The organism is Micromonospora sp. MW-13 (assembly GCF_003434305.1).
In the GTDB taxonomy this organism is placed as follows: domain Bacteria; phylum Actinomycetota; class Actinomycetes; order Mycobacteriales; family Micromonosporaceae; genus Micromonospora.
On sequence record NZ_QKKX01000099.1, the window covers coordinates 13,163 to 27,122 of the forward strand.

The 13,960-nt window shown below is 68.0% G+C and carries 16 protein-coding genes and 3 pseudogenes; 10 read left to right on the top strand and 9 right to left on the bottom strand.

The window, feature by feature from the left end:
- Positions 1–111: 111 nt before the first annotated feature.
- The 4 genes and pseudogenes from C5N14_RS31215 to C5N14_RS31230 all read right to left on the bottom strand — a co-directional run bounded on the left by C5N14_RS31215 (position 112) and on the right by C5N14_RS31230 (position 3,563).
- Positions 112–546 (bottom strand): VOC family protein, encoded by a 435-nt coding sequence (locus tag C5N14_RS31215; protein ID WP_117673473.1) that lies wholly within the window; start codon positions 544–546, stop codon positions 112–114.
- A 147-nt stretch (positions 547–693) separates the two neighbouring features.
- Positions 694–837 (bottom strand): annotated as a pseudogene (locus C5N14_RS31220) (transcriptional repressor); the annotation flags it as partial.
- 173 nt (positions 838–1,010) lie between these two features.
- Complete coding sequence (locus tag C5N14_RS31225) at positions 1,011–1,964, bottom strand: hypothetical protein (RefSeq protein ID WP_117673475.1); 954 nt, start codon at positions 1,962–1,964, stop codon at positions 1,011–1,013.
- A gap of 216 nt (positions 1,965–2,180) precedes the next feature.
- Complete coding sequence (locus C5N14_RS31230) at positions 2,181–3,563, bottom strand: PLP-dependent aminotransferase family protein (protein ID WP_117673477.1); 1,383 nt, start codon at positions 3,561–3,563, stop codon at positions 2,181–2,183.
- Between the two features lie 78 nt (positions 3,564–3,641).
- Between C5N14_RS31230 and C5N14_RS31235 the strand changes: the two genes are divergently transcribed.
- The 5 genes from C5N14_RS31235 (at position 3,642) to C5N14_RS31250 (ending at position 6,268) form a co-directional block, all read left to right on the top strand.
- Positions 3,642–4,151, top strand: coding sequence for a benzoate/H(+) symporter BenE family transporter (locus tag C5N14_RS31235; protein ID WP_207892958.1), 510 nt, complete (start codon positions 3,642–3,644; stop codon positions 4,149–4,151).
- Positions 4,152–4,160: 9 nt separating this feature from the next.
- Positions 4,161–4,625 (top strand): GNAT family N-acetyltransferase, encoded by a 465-nt coding sequence (locus tag C5N14_RS31240; protein WP_117673479.1) that lies wholly within the window; start codon positions 4,161–4,163, stop codon positions 4,623–4,625.
- Positions 4,626–4,720: 95 nt separating this feature from the next.
- Positions 4,721–4,936 (top strand): hypothetical protein, encoded by a 216-nt coding sequence (locus C5N14_RS31900; RefSeq protein ID WP_128763723.1) that lies wholly within the window; start codon positions 4,721–4,723, stop codon positions 4,934–4,936.
- 81 nt (positions 4,937–5,017) lie between these two features.
- Positions 5,018–5,518 carry a GAD-like domain-containing protein gene (locus C5N14_RS31245; RefSeq protein ID WP_117673481.1) on the top strand — a complete coding sequence of 167 codons (501 nt, stop codon included), beginning with the start codon at positions 5,018–5,020 and terminating at the stop codon, positions 5,516–5,518.
- 369 nt (positions 5,519–5,887) lie between these two features.
- Entirely contained in the window at positions 5,888–6,268 is a 381-nt protein-coding gene (locus tag C5N14_RS31250; protein ID WP_117673483.1) for a hypothetical protein, read from the top strand.
- On the opposite strand, the pseudogene C5N14_RS33715 reads toward C5N14_RS31250, so the two are convergent.
- Positions 6,227–6,566, bottom strand: a pseudogene (locus C5N14_RS33715) (IS481 family transposase); the annotation flags it as partial. The gene C5N14_RS31250 and the pseudogene C5N14_RS33715 sit on opposite strands and share 42 nt — an antisense overlap.
- A 660-nt stretch (positions 6,567–7,226) precedes the next feature.
- On the opposite strand from C5N14_RS33715, the gene C5N14_RS31260 reads away from it, so the two are divergent.
- The 4 genes from C5N14_RS31260 (at position 7,227) to C5N14_RS33905 (ending at position 11,422) form a co-directional block, all read left to right on the top strand.
- Positions 7,227–9,512: a nitrate- and nitrite sensing domain-containing protein gene (locus C5N14_RS31260; RefSeq protein ID WP_243640287.1), complete on the top strand. Its 2,286-nt coding sequence runs from the start codon at positions 7,227–7,229 to the stop codon at positions 9,510–9,512.
- Complete coding sequence (locus C5N14_RS31265) at positions 9,509–9,901, top strand: roadblock/LC7 domain-containing protein (protein ID WP_117673485.1); 393 nt, start codon at positions 9,509–9,511, stop codon at positions 9,899–9,901. Before C5N14_RS31260 ends, C5N14_RS31265 begins: the two co-directional genes overlap by 4 nt.
- Positions 9,902–9,936: 35 nt before the next feature.
- Positions 9,937–10,947: a TAXI family TRAP transporter solute-binding subunit gene (locus C5N14_RS31270; RefSeq protein ID WP_117673498.1), complete on the top strand. Its 1,011-nt coding sequence runs from the start codon at positions 9,937–9,939 to the stop codon at positions 10,945–10,947.
- 346 nt (positions 10,948–11,293) lie between these two features.
- A complete protein-coding gene (locus tag C5N14_RS33905; protein ID WP_256371580.1) occupies positions 11,294–11,422 on the top strand; it encodes a hypothetical protein in 129 nt (42 codons plus the stop codon).
- On the opposite strand, the pseudogene C5N14_RS34385 reads toward C5N14_RS33905, so the two are convergent.
- Positions 11,384–11,680, bottom strand: a pseudogene (locus tag C5N14_RS34385) (integrase core domain-containing protein); the annotation flags it as partial. The gene C5N14_RS33905 and the pseudogene C5N14_RS34385 sit on opposite strands and share 39 nt — an antisense overlap.
- A gap of 24 nt (positions 11,681–11,704) precedes the next feature.
- Positions 11,705–11,905, bottom strand: a complete 201-nt coding sequence (locus tag C5N14_RS31280; RefSeq protein ID WP_165878306.1) for a DDE-type integrase/transposase/recombinase — start codon at positions 11,903–11,905, stop codon at positions 11,705–11,707.
- A 102-nt stretch (positions 11,906–12,007) separates the two neighbouring features.
- Here C5N14_RS31280 and C5N14_RS31285 point away from each other — a divergent pair, with 102 nt between their 5' ends.
- Positions 12,008–12,274 carry a hypothetical protein gene (locus tag C5N14_RS31285; RefSeq protein ID WP_117673488.1) on the top strand — a complete coding sequence of 89 codons (267 nt, stop codon included), beginning with the start codon at positions 12,008–12,010 and terminating at the stop codon, positions 12,272–12,274.
- 7 nt (positions 12,275–12,281) lie between these two features.
- Here the strand turns inward: C5N14_RS31285 and C5N14_RS31290 are convergent, their stop codons facing one another.
- Together C5N14_RS31290 and C5N14_RS31295 are read right to left on the bottom strand one after the other, a co-directional pair.
- Positions 12,282–12,911, bottom strand: a complete 630-nt coding sequence (locus C5N14_RS31290) for a DNA-binding response regulator (RefSeq protein ID WP_243640290.1) — start codon at positions 12,909–12,911, stop codon at positions 12,282–12,284.
- On the bottom strand, positions 12,908–13,960 hold a 1,053-nt coding region (locus C5N14_RS31295; protein ID WP_128763724.1), incomplete at its 5' end, for a sensor histidine kinase. The genes C5N14_RS31290 and C5N14_RS31295, both read right to left, overlap by 4 nt.

The following is a 13,960-nucleotide window of genomic DNA, read 5'->3' on the forward strand; positions in this document are numbered from 1 at the left end:
CGCCGGGTAACACGCTGACGGCGGAGATCCGGACCGCGGTCGACCATCCGCGATGCCGGCTGATAGCGAACCGCACCAGGCGACTCGCGAAGGCACCACACTCGCCTCCACTCAGTCGAGACAGAACTCGTTGCCCTCGATGTCCTGCATCACGATGCACGACTCGTTTTCGCCATCGGCACGCAGTAGCCGCACGCGTACCGCGCCGAGCGCGACCAGTCGTGCGCATTCGGCCTCAAGTACGGCCAGGCGCTCTTCACCCACGAGCCCGGTACCGACCCGCACGTCAAGATGCAGCCGATTCTTGACGACCTTGCCTTCGGGAACGCGCTGGAAGTACAGTCGCGGGCCTACACCTGAGGGATCAATGCATGCGAACGCCGAACCCTGTCGCTCAGGCGGCAGCGCGCGATCGAAATCGTCCCAGGTAGCAAACCCCTCCGGTGGCGGCGGTACGACGTACCCCAACACCTCGCACCAGAAACGAGCGACGCGCTCAGGTTCTGCGCAGTCGAAGGTGACTTGGATCTGCTTGACCGACGCCATCGGTCCACCATAGCGGCGGGGTCCTTCGTCGTCTCCCCGGGTTCGCCGCTGGCTGGGCTGTGGCGCATGCGGCCAACGCTTGAGATGAGCGTCGCCGACGAGTCGTACCTGGGCCGCCGGGCTGCCCTGGCGCGATTGGCGAAACCGTCAGCGGGCACACTTCGCGCAGGTACCGAAGATCTCCAGTGTGTGGCCGACGTCGGTGAAGCCGTGCTGAGCGACCAACTGGTCGGCCCACCGCTCCACGGCGGGGCCTTCGACCTCCACCGTTCGTCCGCAGTCGCGGCAGACCTGTCGGCCGCCGCCCGTCGGCCGCCTCCGACGTCACTATCACACCGCCGGGGCTGGGCTGGTGTTCTGCCGGGGCGACGTGCTCCGGTGGTCCGCCGGCGGGCGTACGGTGACCGCCTGGCGGACCCTGGACCTGCGCACCCTGACCTGAGCCGGGCGGTGCCCCCGGCCGGTCAGACGTTCACGTGGAAGTGCACCGCGAAGTAGCCGGTGTTCGCCGTGGAGTTGGACGCCTCCACGCCGACCCACCCGTGGAACGTCCCCGTGTCGCCGATCACCTGGAGCTGCGGCTTGCGGTGCGAACCACCGGTGTAGCAGGTGCTCGACGTCAGGCAGGTGCACCAGTGCTCGTAGAAGTTCCGCCGGCCCGCTCCCGCGAGGTAGTAGCGGATCGGGGCGGAGGTCGCGCCGTTCGGGCAGGACGAACAGGTGGCGGTCGGGGGGCTGAGCCAGCTCAGGCAGTTCCCGTTGCATCGGGCAAACGACCGGAGATCCATCCCGCTGGGGCCGGCGGCACCGGTGCTTCCGCTGTAGCCGGCGTACCGGCCGGTGTACTGGGCCAGCGGGATGTTGCTGACCGGCGTGTACGCGTCGTTCGAGGCGGAACTGCCGAAGCCCCAGCCGACGGTGACCCCGTAGTTGGAGCTGACGAAGTCGAGCCGGGCCAGGTCGCTGGCGGGCTGGCTGACCGCCCAGGTTTCCTGGACGCCCCCGCTCCAGCTGATGGTGATGCTGTCACCGGAGTTGGTGTACGTGCCGCTCAGGGACTTCACGACGCCACCGGGCTGGAACCCGGTGGCCGTCCGCACCTCGCAGTCGTGGCCGGTGCAGCCGGTCGTCCGGACGCCCGTGCCGGCGGCCCCGACGACGGTGGCCCGGTTCCAGTACCAGAAGCTCTCGGTCACCGTGCCGTCGCCGAAGAAGTAGTAGGTCGCCAGCCGGACCCAGACCGCACCGGTGGCGGGCGCGCCGGCGGCGGGCATGGCCCCGAGCGCGACGCTGTAGATGCGCCGCCCGCCGGGGTAGTCCACCGCCTGCGCGGGCGCCGGCAGGACGACCGCTCCCATGGTCAGCGCCAGCAGCGCGGCGGCGAGATACCGCCAGGTGATCCTCCGTCGACGACCCATACGTCACTCCCTTATCTGACCGACCGGCCGACATAACGTACCTGATCGATACCGACCGGATGGCCCCGCGGCGCGGGACGCCCAGGGAAGCCACGCCGGGTCAGGGCCGAACGGGTCGGGCCGACGTTCCAGGAGTTCGTGCAGGTCTGCTGGATGGTCTCCCGGACCTCCTCGACCGCCGTGCGATGGCCTGGATCGCCATCCCCTCCGACCGCCTCAATCTGTGGCAGCCTCGGATAGGCGTCTAATGCCTTCGGCCATCTGAGCTTCGGTGGCGGCACCGTAGGAGAAGCGCAGGAATGGTGCGGGTGGTTCGTCTACGAAGAAGTGTCGCCCATCACCAATGAGCACTCCGGCCTGATACGCGGTGGCCGATAGTTCTTGGGTACTAGTTCCCTGAGGCAGCCTGACCCAGAGGTGGATGCCACCTTGCGGAACGCTCGGAATGCGGATGCTCGGCATTGCCGACTGAATCATGGACACAAGTGCGTCGCGCCTCGTGGTGAGCTCTGCGCGCAGGCGCTTCAGGTGGCGGGGCCAGACGTTAGAGGTCAGAAGACCATGCGCGATCTCCTGCACGATCGGCGCAACGCACAGATCGTCAGCCGTACGGGAGGCGCGCAGGCGTTCTCCAGCAGGGCCTCGGGCGATGACCGCGCCAAGGCGGAGGCCTGGCGAGGCCGGTTTTGACAGGGTGAAGATCGATACGACGTGCCCGTGGGGGTCTTCAGTAAATAGCGGCGCGGGGGTCTGCCCCTCGAAGCCGAGGTGTCTTGCCCAGTCGTCTTCGATGATGAACGCCCCGTATCGTGTGGCAAGTTCGATCACCTGCGTCCGGCGTTCGGCACTCAGCACCGCGCCGGTCGGGTTCGCGTAGCTGGGTTGGATATAGATCACGCGGGCTTTGGTGCGTTCGAGTTCATCTGCGAGGCGGTCAACCATGATCCCGTTTGCGTCTGCTGGTACTGAGGCAAGTTCCAGCCCGGCGCTTTGCGCTGCAAGGATCGCACCGGGGTAGCTCGGGCTCTCCGTGATGACTGTCGCACCTGGTTCGGCAAGGGTGCGCATTGCGAAGACGAGCCCTTGCTGACCACCGGAAACAACGAGTACATCGTTCGGGTCGGCTCGGTATTCAGCGGCAAGGATGCGGCGCAGTTCCGGTGATCCTGCTGGGGGCGTCATCATCCATGCGCGGCTGCTCTTCGCGGCGCGCGAGCCGATCCGGTGCAGTTCTTCGCTCGGCACAAGTTCAGGGGCGAGGTATCCCCAAGAGAGTGGGATGTGATCGGGGGTGCCGTAGCCGCCGAGCCGGGAGGCGCGGTTGGCGTCGACTCTGGCCCGGTCGAGCGCCTGCGATTGCCATGAGTAGTCCGGTTCGGACAGTTGGCCCCTGTTTGCCACGAACGTACCGCGTCCGGGCTCGGCACGCACCAGCCCTAACGCGGTGAGCTCCGAGAGAGCGGCGGAGACCGTGGCCGCGCTTGCCTGGAACTCTTTAGAGAGCTCCCGCACCCCAGGCAGCTTTGCTCCGGCACTTGAAGTCTCGATCCGCTCCCGCAGGCGTGCTGCGATCTCGGATGCTCTGTTACCATTGGACATGAAGCTAGTAGATAACGTTACTCAGATTTTTGCAAGGCCGTTACCTTCCAAGTCTCGGGTCGATTTGGCGGTGCGGCGATGAGTCGGGGCACTTCCGTGCTGCGGGATGTCTCGGCTTCAGCAGTGGTGGCAGGGTTTCTGTCGGCTCTCATCAACTTCGCGGGCCCGTTCCTGATCACCCTCGAAGCAACACGAGCCGCGGGTCTCAATGAAGCGCAGACCGCCTCGTGGGTATGGGCGCTGTCGATCGGTAACGGCGTATGCAGCATCGCGATGAGCCTCTTCACCCACATCCCCGTGATCGTCGCCTGGTCGACGCCCGGTGCGGCACTACTGATTGCGTCGCTTGGGGGCTTCTCCTTCGCTGAAGCGGTCGGCGCATTCCTTGTCGCCTCAGTTGCGGCGGCGGTCGTCGGCTACACCGGCTGGTTTGGGTGGCTGCTGGCCAGGGTGCCCGGCCCCGTGCTGAAGCCTCGACAGAGCCAGACCGATCCGGTCTCGGAACGAACGGAGATTGCAAGGCCAAGTAGCGAAGATGAGGCATCTGCCTCAGCACTCATTCAGGCACCAACTTTCAACCTCAGATAGGAGCAATTTATGGCAACGAAAACAAGTCCGACAATCCGACCGCTCGCCCCGGCTGACGAGAACCGCTGGCGCGAACTCTTCCGCGCGTACCGCGAGTTCTACAAGCTGCCCGAGTCCGAAGAAGTCGTCTCCCGTGCGTGGGGATGGTTCATGGACCCGCGCCACGAGTGCAAGGCACTCATCGCAGAGGTCGACGGCGAAATCCTCGGTTTCGCCCACCACCGCCGTTTTTCGTCCCCATACACCGGCACTACCGGCATCTTCCTCGATGACCTCTTCACCACGCCTGCGGCTCGCGGCAAGGGCGTCGGCCGCGGGCTGATCGGACGCCTCACAGACATGGCCCATGCCGAGGGCCGTGGTGTCGTGCAATGGGTCACCGCAGAGGACAACCTGCAGGCTCAGGCGCTCTACAACACTCTCGCCAAGCGCACCAGCTGGGTCACCTACGAAGCCGAGCCAACTGAGCGATAGACGAAACGATGTGTTCCACACTGACGCACCTCCGAGTCAGAGCGCGACGACTCCGAGCCGCCAAACAGTACTGCTGTTGAGCGAAAGGTGCGGTGATGACCGTGACCATGGCGAGTACGACCGACGCACGCAAGCCTGCGCCTGGGGCTGCTTATGGCTGCGTCAGATTCGTATTCGTCCGTGGCGGAACACTGATTCTCGATACCGGCCGCAACAAACCGCTATTCGCCAGAGCAAGCGATGTGGTTCTCGTTGCGGCCGGTATCGAATTGCGGTCGGTATCGAACTCGGGCTCATTCCTGAAGGCGTAGCTCTTTGGACTACCTTGTACGTCGTTCCGGACTACCTCATTGAGCATCTGTTCCGGCAGCACCTCCACCTGATCCCCGACCGTGTTGTATAATTCCGAGGTGTGGCAGCCGGCGGTCGACGCATGGACGAACGGCCTTGTCCTACCGAGAGAAGAACGATGGATTGCGGTGAGCCGCAGTGCGTTCGGCGATTTGCAGGTGTGGGGGCCGCAGACGGGTTCGCGGTTGGCGATCACTGCGCAGTACGGGTGGGTGGTCCCTACGGATCGGTTGGGCCCCGTGATGTCAGACGATGGCCGCAATGACCGGCTCTACGCGCTGTTGATGTGCCAGGACCGCCGCAATGTTGACCTTGACCGTGCCGATGAGAAGCCGTTGTTCGATCGGATACTCGCACTGCGTGGCCCGGTAGGCCCCGACACCATCTATGGCTTTGTCCCGGCCTTGGGTCTCGGCGGGGCGCTGCGTCCCGACCGGGCAGGGATCTTCGACGGACCCGTCCGTCTGGAGCTGCTCGCCGAGTTCTCCGAGCGTCGCATCGTGGACAAAGAAGACCTCCTGCACATGTGGATCGGTCAGTGACCGGCCCAGGCGCTGCCGACGACCGGACGGCAACTGAGCACCACCGAGCACGGCCGCGGCTCACCGGCGTGCGCCCGCCGAACAGCCAACAAGGCCAGCGTTGACGGTGTGGCGGCCAGTGCGGGCCACCGACACGGGCCTGAATGGACGTGCCGCGCGCCTACTTACCAGTGACCCGACCGACGATGCGGGATGGCCGGCCGATCTGCCGGCCGGTACGACGGAAGTGGTCATCGTCGAGGACACTCCCAGCCCGACAGCCACTCTGAAAGTGCAGACCAGCGGGGACGCCGCACCGAAGAATGTGCGGGTTAGGTTTGACCAGCTCGCTGTACGCGATGCGTTCACAGAAGGGTGACTGCGGCGTCAATGGGACTGATTCAGATCACGGTCGTCGGACTGGCTGTACTTCTGCGACTGACAGCTTTCGGCTGGTTCGCCATCATCGCGATCATCATGAGCGCCATATCGCTCGGCATCGTGCCCGCGATTGTGCTGGGGCCGCTGATCTACGCCGGTTTCTCCGCGCCACAGTCTGCATGGCCCCTGCTCATCGCGGCCGACGTCCTGCTCCTGGTGTGTGCGTTGACTTTCGAAGACGGCGGCGACAACACATCCGCAAGTCCGCTGCAGGTGCTCACCGGCAGTCGTGGACTGTCCGGTCGCGCCACGGACAGAGCGTTCCGGTTCTGCGGCATCGCCTACCTACTAACCCTGCCGGCACTGGTGATCTGGACAATTGCCGGTTAGATGGTGCCGTCTTAAGTGGATGTTCCAGACCACGATCGCAGCTGAGCGGGCGTCTTCGCTTGTGAACTCGCGAGCATAGAGCAGTTCTTCGGCCAGGATCCGCTGGTAGCGCTCCGCCGTGCCGTTGTGCCGCGGGGTGGATGGCTTGGTCTTCTGATGTCGTGTTTGGATGCCGACGATGCGAGCGAAGTCTCCTGATCGGTAGCACGGCACCGTTGTCGGTGACGACGCGGTGGATATGGGTGATGCCGTGGGCGGCGAACCAGGCTCTGGCTCGGGCGAGGAACGCCGCAGCGGTCACTCCTGTCCCGGCGCGCAGGGTGCACCCTCGGTGGCCTTGACCGTTGTGCCTCGCGCCGGGCTGCTCAGCGCGCTGGATCTGGTCGACCCGGCCGGCGACGCGGTGCGCGTCGGCTCGCAGTGACGCCGCCGTGCCGACGTCACCAGTGAATCGTGCTCCTCCTTCTGGACGATCGGGCCTGATGATTTGTCCGATCGGGCCGCCGGAGCCCCTCCCAAGGGTGCATACGGGCCCAATACTGGTGCGCTACGCTCCATCCTCTCCGGACCGTGCGGTGTCCGATGAGGAGCAGATGGTTGCCCTACCCGGCCCGCCGAAGGCCAGCCACGACACCCGGCGACGGCCAGTGCATCCATTCCACCAATGAGCTATCGCGTTCTTTCCTGCCATTCGACAGACGGTGCACAAACGGTCTCGGAATACCCATCCAGATCACAGCTGCGTAAACGCGACCGACAATGTTCCTCTCGCCGCGAAGACCGCGTATCGTGCCGCTTCATGTCATCGTTACTGCCCGCCGCATCGGCCCCGTGTCGCTGCATCGGGGTGCTACCAAGGCGCTGACCGACCTCGACTCCCGCTGACCCCCACCGGCCGGACCCGGCAACCGCGCCGGGCCCTGCCCGGCCCACCTCCATCCATGTCCCGGAGGCCCGCGTGCCCCAGCCAGGCAGCCCCGACGTACGCCGGCACAGCCTGCCCACCAACCGGACCAACCGGCTGTGGTCGGTGCGTATGCAACTGATCGCGCCGATCCTCGTTGCCACGGTCGGCCTGGTCGTCCTCGGTACGCTCCACACCCGGACCGCGCTGGCCGCCACCGCCGACGCAGAGCGGGCGCGGGTGCTTGCCGGCACGGCCACCGCGACCGTGCGGCTGGTGCACGAGGTCGAGCGGGAACTAGCCGAGACCGTCGCCCTGCGCCGGCGCGGCGGCAGCGCCGGCCGGCGCCTGGTTGATGCGCAGCGCCAGCGGGTCGACGCGGCGGCCGACCGGTACCGGGCCGCCCGGGACAACGCCCGGCGGGCCGCCCCCGCGCTGGACGGCGTGCTAGACGGAGCAGACGGGCAGCTGGCGCAGCTCGACGGCGCCCGGGAGGTGGCGCTCGGCGATCGACCCGCCGACCACCAGTACGCGGGCCTCGTCGAGACGCTGCTCGGAGTCGCCGACGCGCTTCCCGCGCAGCTGCGCGACGCCGGTCTGGCCAACGCGGCCCGCGAGGTGGCAGCGGTGGCTGCTCAGGAGCACTTCGCCGCCCTGGAGCGGGACCTGCTGCGGGCCATCTTCAGCCGGGACGCGCTGGAGCCGGGCGAGCTGGCCCGCGCCGCGTGGCTACGCGGGGCGAAGGAACAGCGGCAGGCCGAGTTCTCCCGGATCGCCAGCCCGGCCTCGTCGGCCACGTACCGGCGGCTGCTGGACGGCCAGGACGTCGCCACAGCCCGCCGGATTCACGACGACGTCCTGGCGGCCGACGCGACGCCGGCCGCATGGAAGGCCGACGCGGACGCCTGGTACGTGGCGCAGAGCGGGGTGATCCGCCGGTACAACCTCGTCAGCCGGAATCTGTCGATGCAGTTGGACCGGCGGGCGGGCGAGTTGGCCGGCGACGCGCGGCGGGAGGCCGTGCTCAGCGCCGGAGTGACCCTGGCCGTGGCACTGCTCTCTTTTGGTGCCGCGGTTCTGCTCGCGGTGCACACCAGTCGTCGGCTGCGCCGGCTGCGGGTCGCGGCGTTGACCATGGCCAACCGGGAGCTGCCGGACCGGATTTCCGCGATCGCCTCTGGCGCGGCGGCCGAGAAACGGCACGCCGGGCCCGACGGCGATGTCGAGGCTCCGTCGGCGCTCGACGTGACCGCCGGCATCGCCCGCGGACGCGACGAGATCGCCCAGGTAGCGGACGCGTTCGACACCGTCAACCGGTCCGCGTTGCGGCTGGCCGGGCAGCAGGCGGAGCTGCGGATCGATGTAACCCGGATGGCGGAGACGTTGGCCCGACGCATCCGCACCCTGATCACCCGGCAGTTGCGCCTCCTCGACGAGTTCGAGCAGGACGAGACCGACCCGGATGTGCTGGACCGGCTTTTCGCCCTGGACCACCTGGCAGCCCGGTTGCGGCGTAACGGCGAGAACCTGCTGGTGCTGGCCGGCGGCGAGCCGGGCCGGGGAAAACTCCGCGCGCATCTGATCACCGAGGTGGTGACGGCGGCGGCCGGCGAGATCGAGGAGTACACCCGGGTCGAGGCGGATCTGCCTGCGGTGGCCGTCGACGCCTCCGTCGTCGGCAACCTGGTCCACCTACTGGCGGAGCTACTGGAGAACGCGACCGCGTACTCGCCGCCGAACGCGCTGGTGCGGGTCGACGGACGCCGCACCGTCGACGGCCTGCTGCTGCGGGTCCACGACCGAGGCATCGGGATCGGCGACAGCCGGCTCGCCGAGATCAACGGGCGGCTGCGCAACCCGGGCCCGCTGTCCAGCGCTGCTGCCGGGAGCATGGGCCTGCACGTGGTCGCCCACCTGGCCGCCCGGCACGACATCCGGGTCTCGCTACACAGCGTCGGCCCGGGCACCACGGCCACCGTCGAGGTGCCCGAGAGTGCCCTCACCCTAGTCGAGAAGGCGGCCTCCCCGGCCGGCCCGGCCTCGCCCGTCCGGCACACCGGGACTTCGGCCGCGCCGGCCGACTGGTTTTCTCCCGGCCGTACCCCCACGGTGCCGCCCGCGCCGGACGCCGACCCGCCGACCGGGGTCTCACCGCTGCCTCGCCGTGCCCACGGCGGCCCGTCGGATCCCCCGCCGCTCGCCGGGCAGAAGGCCCGCCGGACGCCGACCGACCTGCTGGACCCGGAACTGGTCCGGGCCCGGCTCTCCGCACTGGCTGCGGGCGTCGCGAGCGCGACGCGCCGGGCCCCGCAGAACGACCACTCCAGGAGAAACCCATGATTCCGCAGACCGGCGCCGGCCTCGACTGGCTGTTGGCCAGCTTCGCCACCCAGGTGCCCGACGTCGCCCACGCCCTCGCGGTCTCCGGCGATGGCCTCAAGCTGGCCGCGTCCCCGGGCTTGACCCTCGACCAGGCGGACCACCTGGCCGCTGTGATCAGTGGCCTGGCCAGCCTGACCGTTGGCGCCGCACGCTTCATGAACTCCGGCCGGGTACGCCAGCAGATCGTCGACATGGACGGCGGGGTGCTGCTGGTCATGGCGGTCGGCGACCGGGCGCTGATCGGCGTACTGGCCGCGCCCGGCTGCGACCTCGGCCAAGTCGGCTACGAGACGGCCACACTAGTGCAACGGGTGGCCGAGTCCCTCGAACCGGCACCCCGGTCATGACCCGCCGCCCGCAGCCGGCCACGCGGCGCCCCGGCATGGCATGGATCGCCCTGGCCCGCCCACAGTCCGGGCTCCGACGTGCCAGCCGGGCGGCGGTCGCACTCGCCCTAGTGACAGCGCTGCTGACCGCCGGCTGCGGCCGGGACCCCGCACCGGAGCCGGAGCCGTGGCACGAGGGGCAGATCTTCCTCGCCACCGGCAACACCACCGGCGTCTACTACCAGTTCGGCGGCGGGTACGCCGACCTGATCAGCCGGAACCTCCCCGGCTACGAGGCGCGCGCCGAACCGACCGGCGCCTCGGGCGAGAACATCACCCGGATCACCGGCGGCGACATGGAGATCGGTTTCAGCCAGCTGGACACGGCGGCGGACGCCAACGCCGGACGCGGCGCGTTCCAGGGCCGCCCGCAGCAGGTACGTGCCCTCGCCCGGGTGTACAGCGACTACATGCACGTACTCGTGCGCGCCGACGCTGAAGTCGCCACCCTGTCCGACCTACAGGGCATGCGGGTCTCCACCGGCTCCCCGCGGTCGGGCACCGACGTCATCGCCGGCCGACTGCTCGCCGCCGCGGGCCTGGAGCCGGAGAGGGGCATCCGGCGGGCGAGGCTCTCATTGCCGGACACGGCGTCCAGGATGCGGGCCGGCACCCTGGACGCGATGTTCTTCGCCGGCGGGCTGCCCACGCCGGGCATCACCGACCTGCTCACCGCCGCGCCCGGCAGGTTCCGGTTCCTGCCGATCGCCGACCTGATCAAGCCACTGACCGCTGCGTACGGGCCGGTCTACACCGCCGCCGATCTGCCGAAGGAGGCGTACGGCACCCCGACGGCCGTGCCGACGGTGACCGTGGCGAACCTGATCCTGGTCGGTGCGGACATGCCCGACGAACTGGCGTACGACCTGACAGCGCTGCTCTTCGCGCACCAGACAGAACTGGGGGCAGTGCATCCGGAGGGGCGCAACTTCAACCGGAGCAGCGCGGCCAACACCGACCCAGTGCCACTACACCCCGGGGCGTCCCAGTTCTATCGAGGCGAATGATATTATACCTGCTCAGTTCGCTCGATGAGGCCCACGCTTGTCCAGCCGCGGTGCTTGACGATCCGAGACAAGGCCGCGCTGGCACGACAGCGTCACTCGAATCGGTTGTAATCGATGAATCGGCCCGGCCGACGTACCGCTGCCGGTCGGACGGCTCGACGTACACGGCGTCCTTGGTAAGCAGTCCGCCGCAGTCTGCGCGGATCCCCCGTGCTCCATGCTGGTGCGATGGTCTCCAGCAGGACAGGCTTGAGGCGCTAATCCGAGGCGCTCCCAGCCCCTGCGACATCCAATCCCCCGGGTCACACACCGTGCACAAACTGTAGGACTACATTTCTAACTGACCGTGCTGGAAGACGCCGGCCTGCTGGTGCGCGAACCGGATCGGCTGCGGAGCGGACGCAGCAGCTACCGGATCACCGAACCGCTCATCACCTTACGTTCTCCGTCGAGGCTGATCCCGACCACCACGTAGACGGGACTCGTAGTTCGGCCGTACCTCCGCGACCATCCGCACCGCCCGCTCCCGCAACTCATGCGGATACGGCTTCGTTCCTGCCATCTCTCGATCCTTCCCAAGCAGGGAAGCATCTACAAGATCCGGGGCGGGTTCAACCCGACGCTGAAACCTGGGAGGGATGAACTGCTCGCAGGTGAGGAACTCGTCGCGGAAGCGGCCGTTGAACGATTCACGGATCCCGTTCTGCCATGGTGATGCGGGGTCGATGTAGGCCGGGTCGACGCCGCTGTGCCGGCATCAGTCGGTCAGGGCGTGGACGGTCAGGTCGGGGCCGTTGTCCATCCGGATGTGCTCCGGTCGCCGACCCCGCCGCGCGCTCACCTCGTCGAGGACGGCGATCGCGGCGTCGGCGGTGAACGAGTGGGCCGCTCGGGTGGCCAGGGCTTCGCGGGTGTATTCGTCGACGATGTTGACCGGCCGGTCCCGCGGATACCTCAACCCCACTTAACTTCGGAGAGCCACAATGACTCGTGACGTTTGTCATCTCGCCGGTGACGCTTGTTTCTACTGACTGCTGCACAGGTGCGCGAGCGTTGAGGTATGAATACGTGGACCGATGAACCGCAGCAGCCCAAGCCCCGTCAGCGGAGTCTCGCGGCCGATCTGATGAGCCTCGGCCCGGCATCGACGCCGGGTCGGGAGTTCTTGGCCGCGATCTTGCAGATAGGTGCGGTCGCGCTGTTGGTGTTCGTGATCTTCCCCGACCGCCTGCCGGAGCTTCAGCGGTGGGGCCTGCTGGCCGCGACGGCGATGTACTTCGTGATCCGGGTGGCGGCGGGGCTGCCGAAGTGGCGTTGCCGCCGGTAGGCCCTGGTTACACCCAGCCCTCGTTCCACGCGATCCGCGCGGCCTGCACGCGGGTGTCCGCGCCGAGTTTGGTCATGGCCGTGGAGATGTAGTTGCGGACGGTGCCGGGTGCGAGGTGGGTGCGTTCGGCGATGACGCGGATCGTCGCACCGTCGAGGGATTCGCGGAGCACGTCGAGCTCGCGGTCGGTGAGCGGGCAGTTGCTCTCGGAGAGAGCCGCAGTCGCGACCGCTCCGTCCACGTACCGACCGCCCTGCGCAACCTGCCGGAGGATGCTGGGAAGCTCTTTCACGGAGGTCGCCTTGGTAACGAACGCGGACACTCCGGAGTCGAGCGCTCGGCGGAGCACGGCCGGGCGGGCGTGGCGGGTGAGGAGGATCACGCGCGTGTCGGGAACCACGGCACGGATCGCTGCGGCTGCTTCGACGCCGTCCTTTTCGGGCATCTCCAGGTCGAGCACGGCGACATCGGGGCGGGCACGCCGTACGAGGTCCACGGCTTCGGCGCCGTTGTCGGCCGTGCCGACGATGTCGATGTCGGGTTCCAGGGCGAGGAGCGTCATGATCGCTTCCCGGAGCAGGAGTTCGTCGTCGGCGAGGACGATGCGGATCGGCGTCATGGGCGGGGTCGGATTCATGGGAGGATTCCTTCCTCGACGGGCAGCCAGGCCGTGAGCGTTGCGCCGTTCGTAGCGACGAAGGAGAATTCGCCGCCGGCCGCGCGGTAGCGTTCACGAAGCGTCGCAAGGCCGGTGCCTGGTGAGCGGACGATGTGCAGGGCGGCGGGGCCGGAGTCCGAGACGACGAGCTGTACCCCGTCCCGTCCGCCCCGGGTGCTGGCCGTGACGTCGATGATGCAGGAGGCGGCGCGGGTGTGTTTCAGGATGTTCGTGATGGCCTCGCGGACGGTGAGGCCGAGCAGGCGGTCCTGCTCGCCGGTAAGCTGCCCGATGTGTTTCACCGTCCGGGTGACGGTGATGCTGGCGGCTTCGAGGACGCGGGCGGCGTTGGCGATCTCCTCGGTCAGGGTGACCTCGCGGTAGGCGTGCACGACCCGGTGCAGTTCGTCTAGCGCGTCGGCGGCGATGGTCTGTACGCGCTGGGCGTGCTGGGCGGCCGCGCCGTATCGTTCGGTTGCGATGAGCCGGGTGACCAGTTCCGCTTCGACGGTGATGAGGCCGAGGTGCTGGCCCTGGATGTCGTGGAGGTCGCCGGCGAACCGCTTACGCTCGGTCGCGACGGCCCGTTCGGCTTCGAGACCGCGTAGGTCGTCGAGCTCGATCGCGAGCGTGTAGATCGAGTCCTGCCCGAGTACCCCGAGCGCGAGCAGCGCGGCGACGCCCAGGGTGAGCCGGTTCCATTCGGCGCCGGTTCCGGTGGCGAGTGCTGCGGTGATGATCGCGCAGAACGCGGTTGCGCCGAAAAGCCGGGCGATGCCGGACCAGAACGAGCCGCCGGCGATCGCTCGCAACGCCCACGCGAGTGGAATCGCCGCAATCGACACGGCGCTACCCGTGTCCGGCAGCAGGATCACCACCGCGAGCGCGGCGGCCAGCACCAACACGCCCAGCGAGACACGGCGCGACCGGCCCGCCACGGCCCGAACCAATCGGTGCGACAGCGCGAGATCAACGGCCACCAGCACTGAGCCGAGGGCCGCGACGACGGCGCTCAACACCACCGTCGC

Bases quoted from the DNA above. Each gene is read 5' to 3' on its own strand.
- C5N14_RS31215 (WP_117673473.1), bottom strand. From the start codon at position 546: ATGGCGTCGGTCAAGCAGATCCAAGTCACCTTCGACTGCGCAGAACCT.
- C5N14_RS31225 (WP_117673475.1), bottom strand. From the start codon at position 1,964: ATGGGTCGTCGACGGAGGATCACCTGGCGGTATCTCGCCGCCGCGCTG.
- C5N14_RS31230 (WP_117673477.1), bottom strand. From the start codon at position 3,563: ATGTCCAATGGTAACAGAGCATCCGAGATCGCAGCACGCCTGCGGGAG.
- C5N14_RS31235 (WP_207892958.1), top strand. From the start codon at position 3,642: ATGAGTCGGGGCACTTCCGTGCTGCGGGATGTCTCGGCTTCAGCAGTG.
- C5N14_RS31240 (WP_117673479.1), top strand. From the start codon at position 4,161: ATGGCAACGAAAACAAGTCCGACAATCCGACCGCTCGCCCCGGCTGAC.
- C5N14_RS31900 (WP_128763723.1), top strand. From the start codon at position 4,721: ATGACCGTGACCATGGCGAGTACGACCGACGCACGCAAGCCTGCGCCT.
- C5N14_RS31250 (WP_117673483.1), top strand. From the start codon at position 5,888: ATGGGACTGATTCAGATCACGGTCGTCGGACTGGCTGTACTTCTGCGA.
- C5N14_RS31265 (WP_117673485.1), top strand. From the start codon at position 9,509: ATGATTCCGCAGACCGGCGCCGGCCTCGACTGGCTGTTGGCCAGCTTC.
- C5N14_RS31270 (WP_117673498.1), top strand. From the start codon at position 9,937: ATGGCATGGATCGCCCTGGCCCGCCCACAGTCCGGGCTCCGACGTGCC.
- C5N14_RS31285 (WP_117673488.1), top strand. From the start codon at position 12,008: ATGAATACGTGGACCGATGAACCGCAGCAGCCCAAGCCCCGTCAGCGG.
- C5N14_RS31290 (WP_243640290.1), bottom strand. From the start codon at position 12,911: ATGAATCCGACCCCGCCCATGACGCCGATCCGCATCGTCCTCGCCGAC.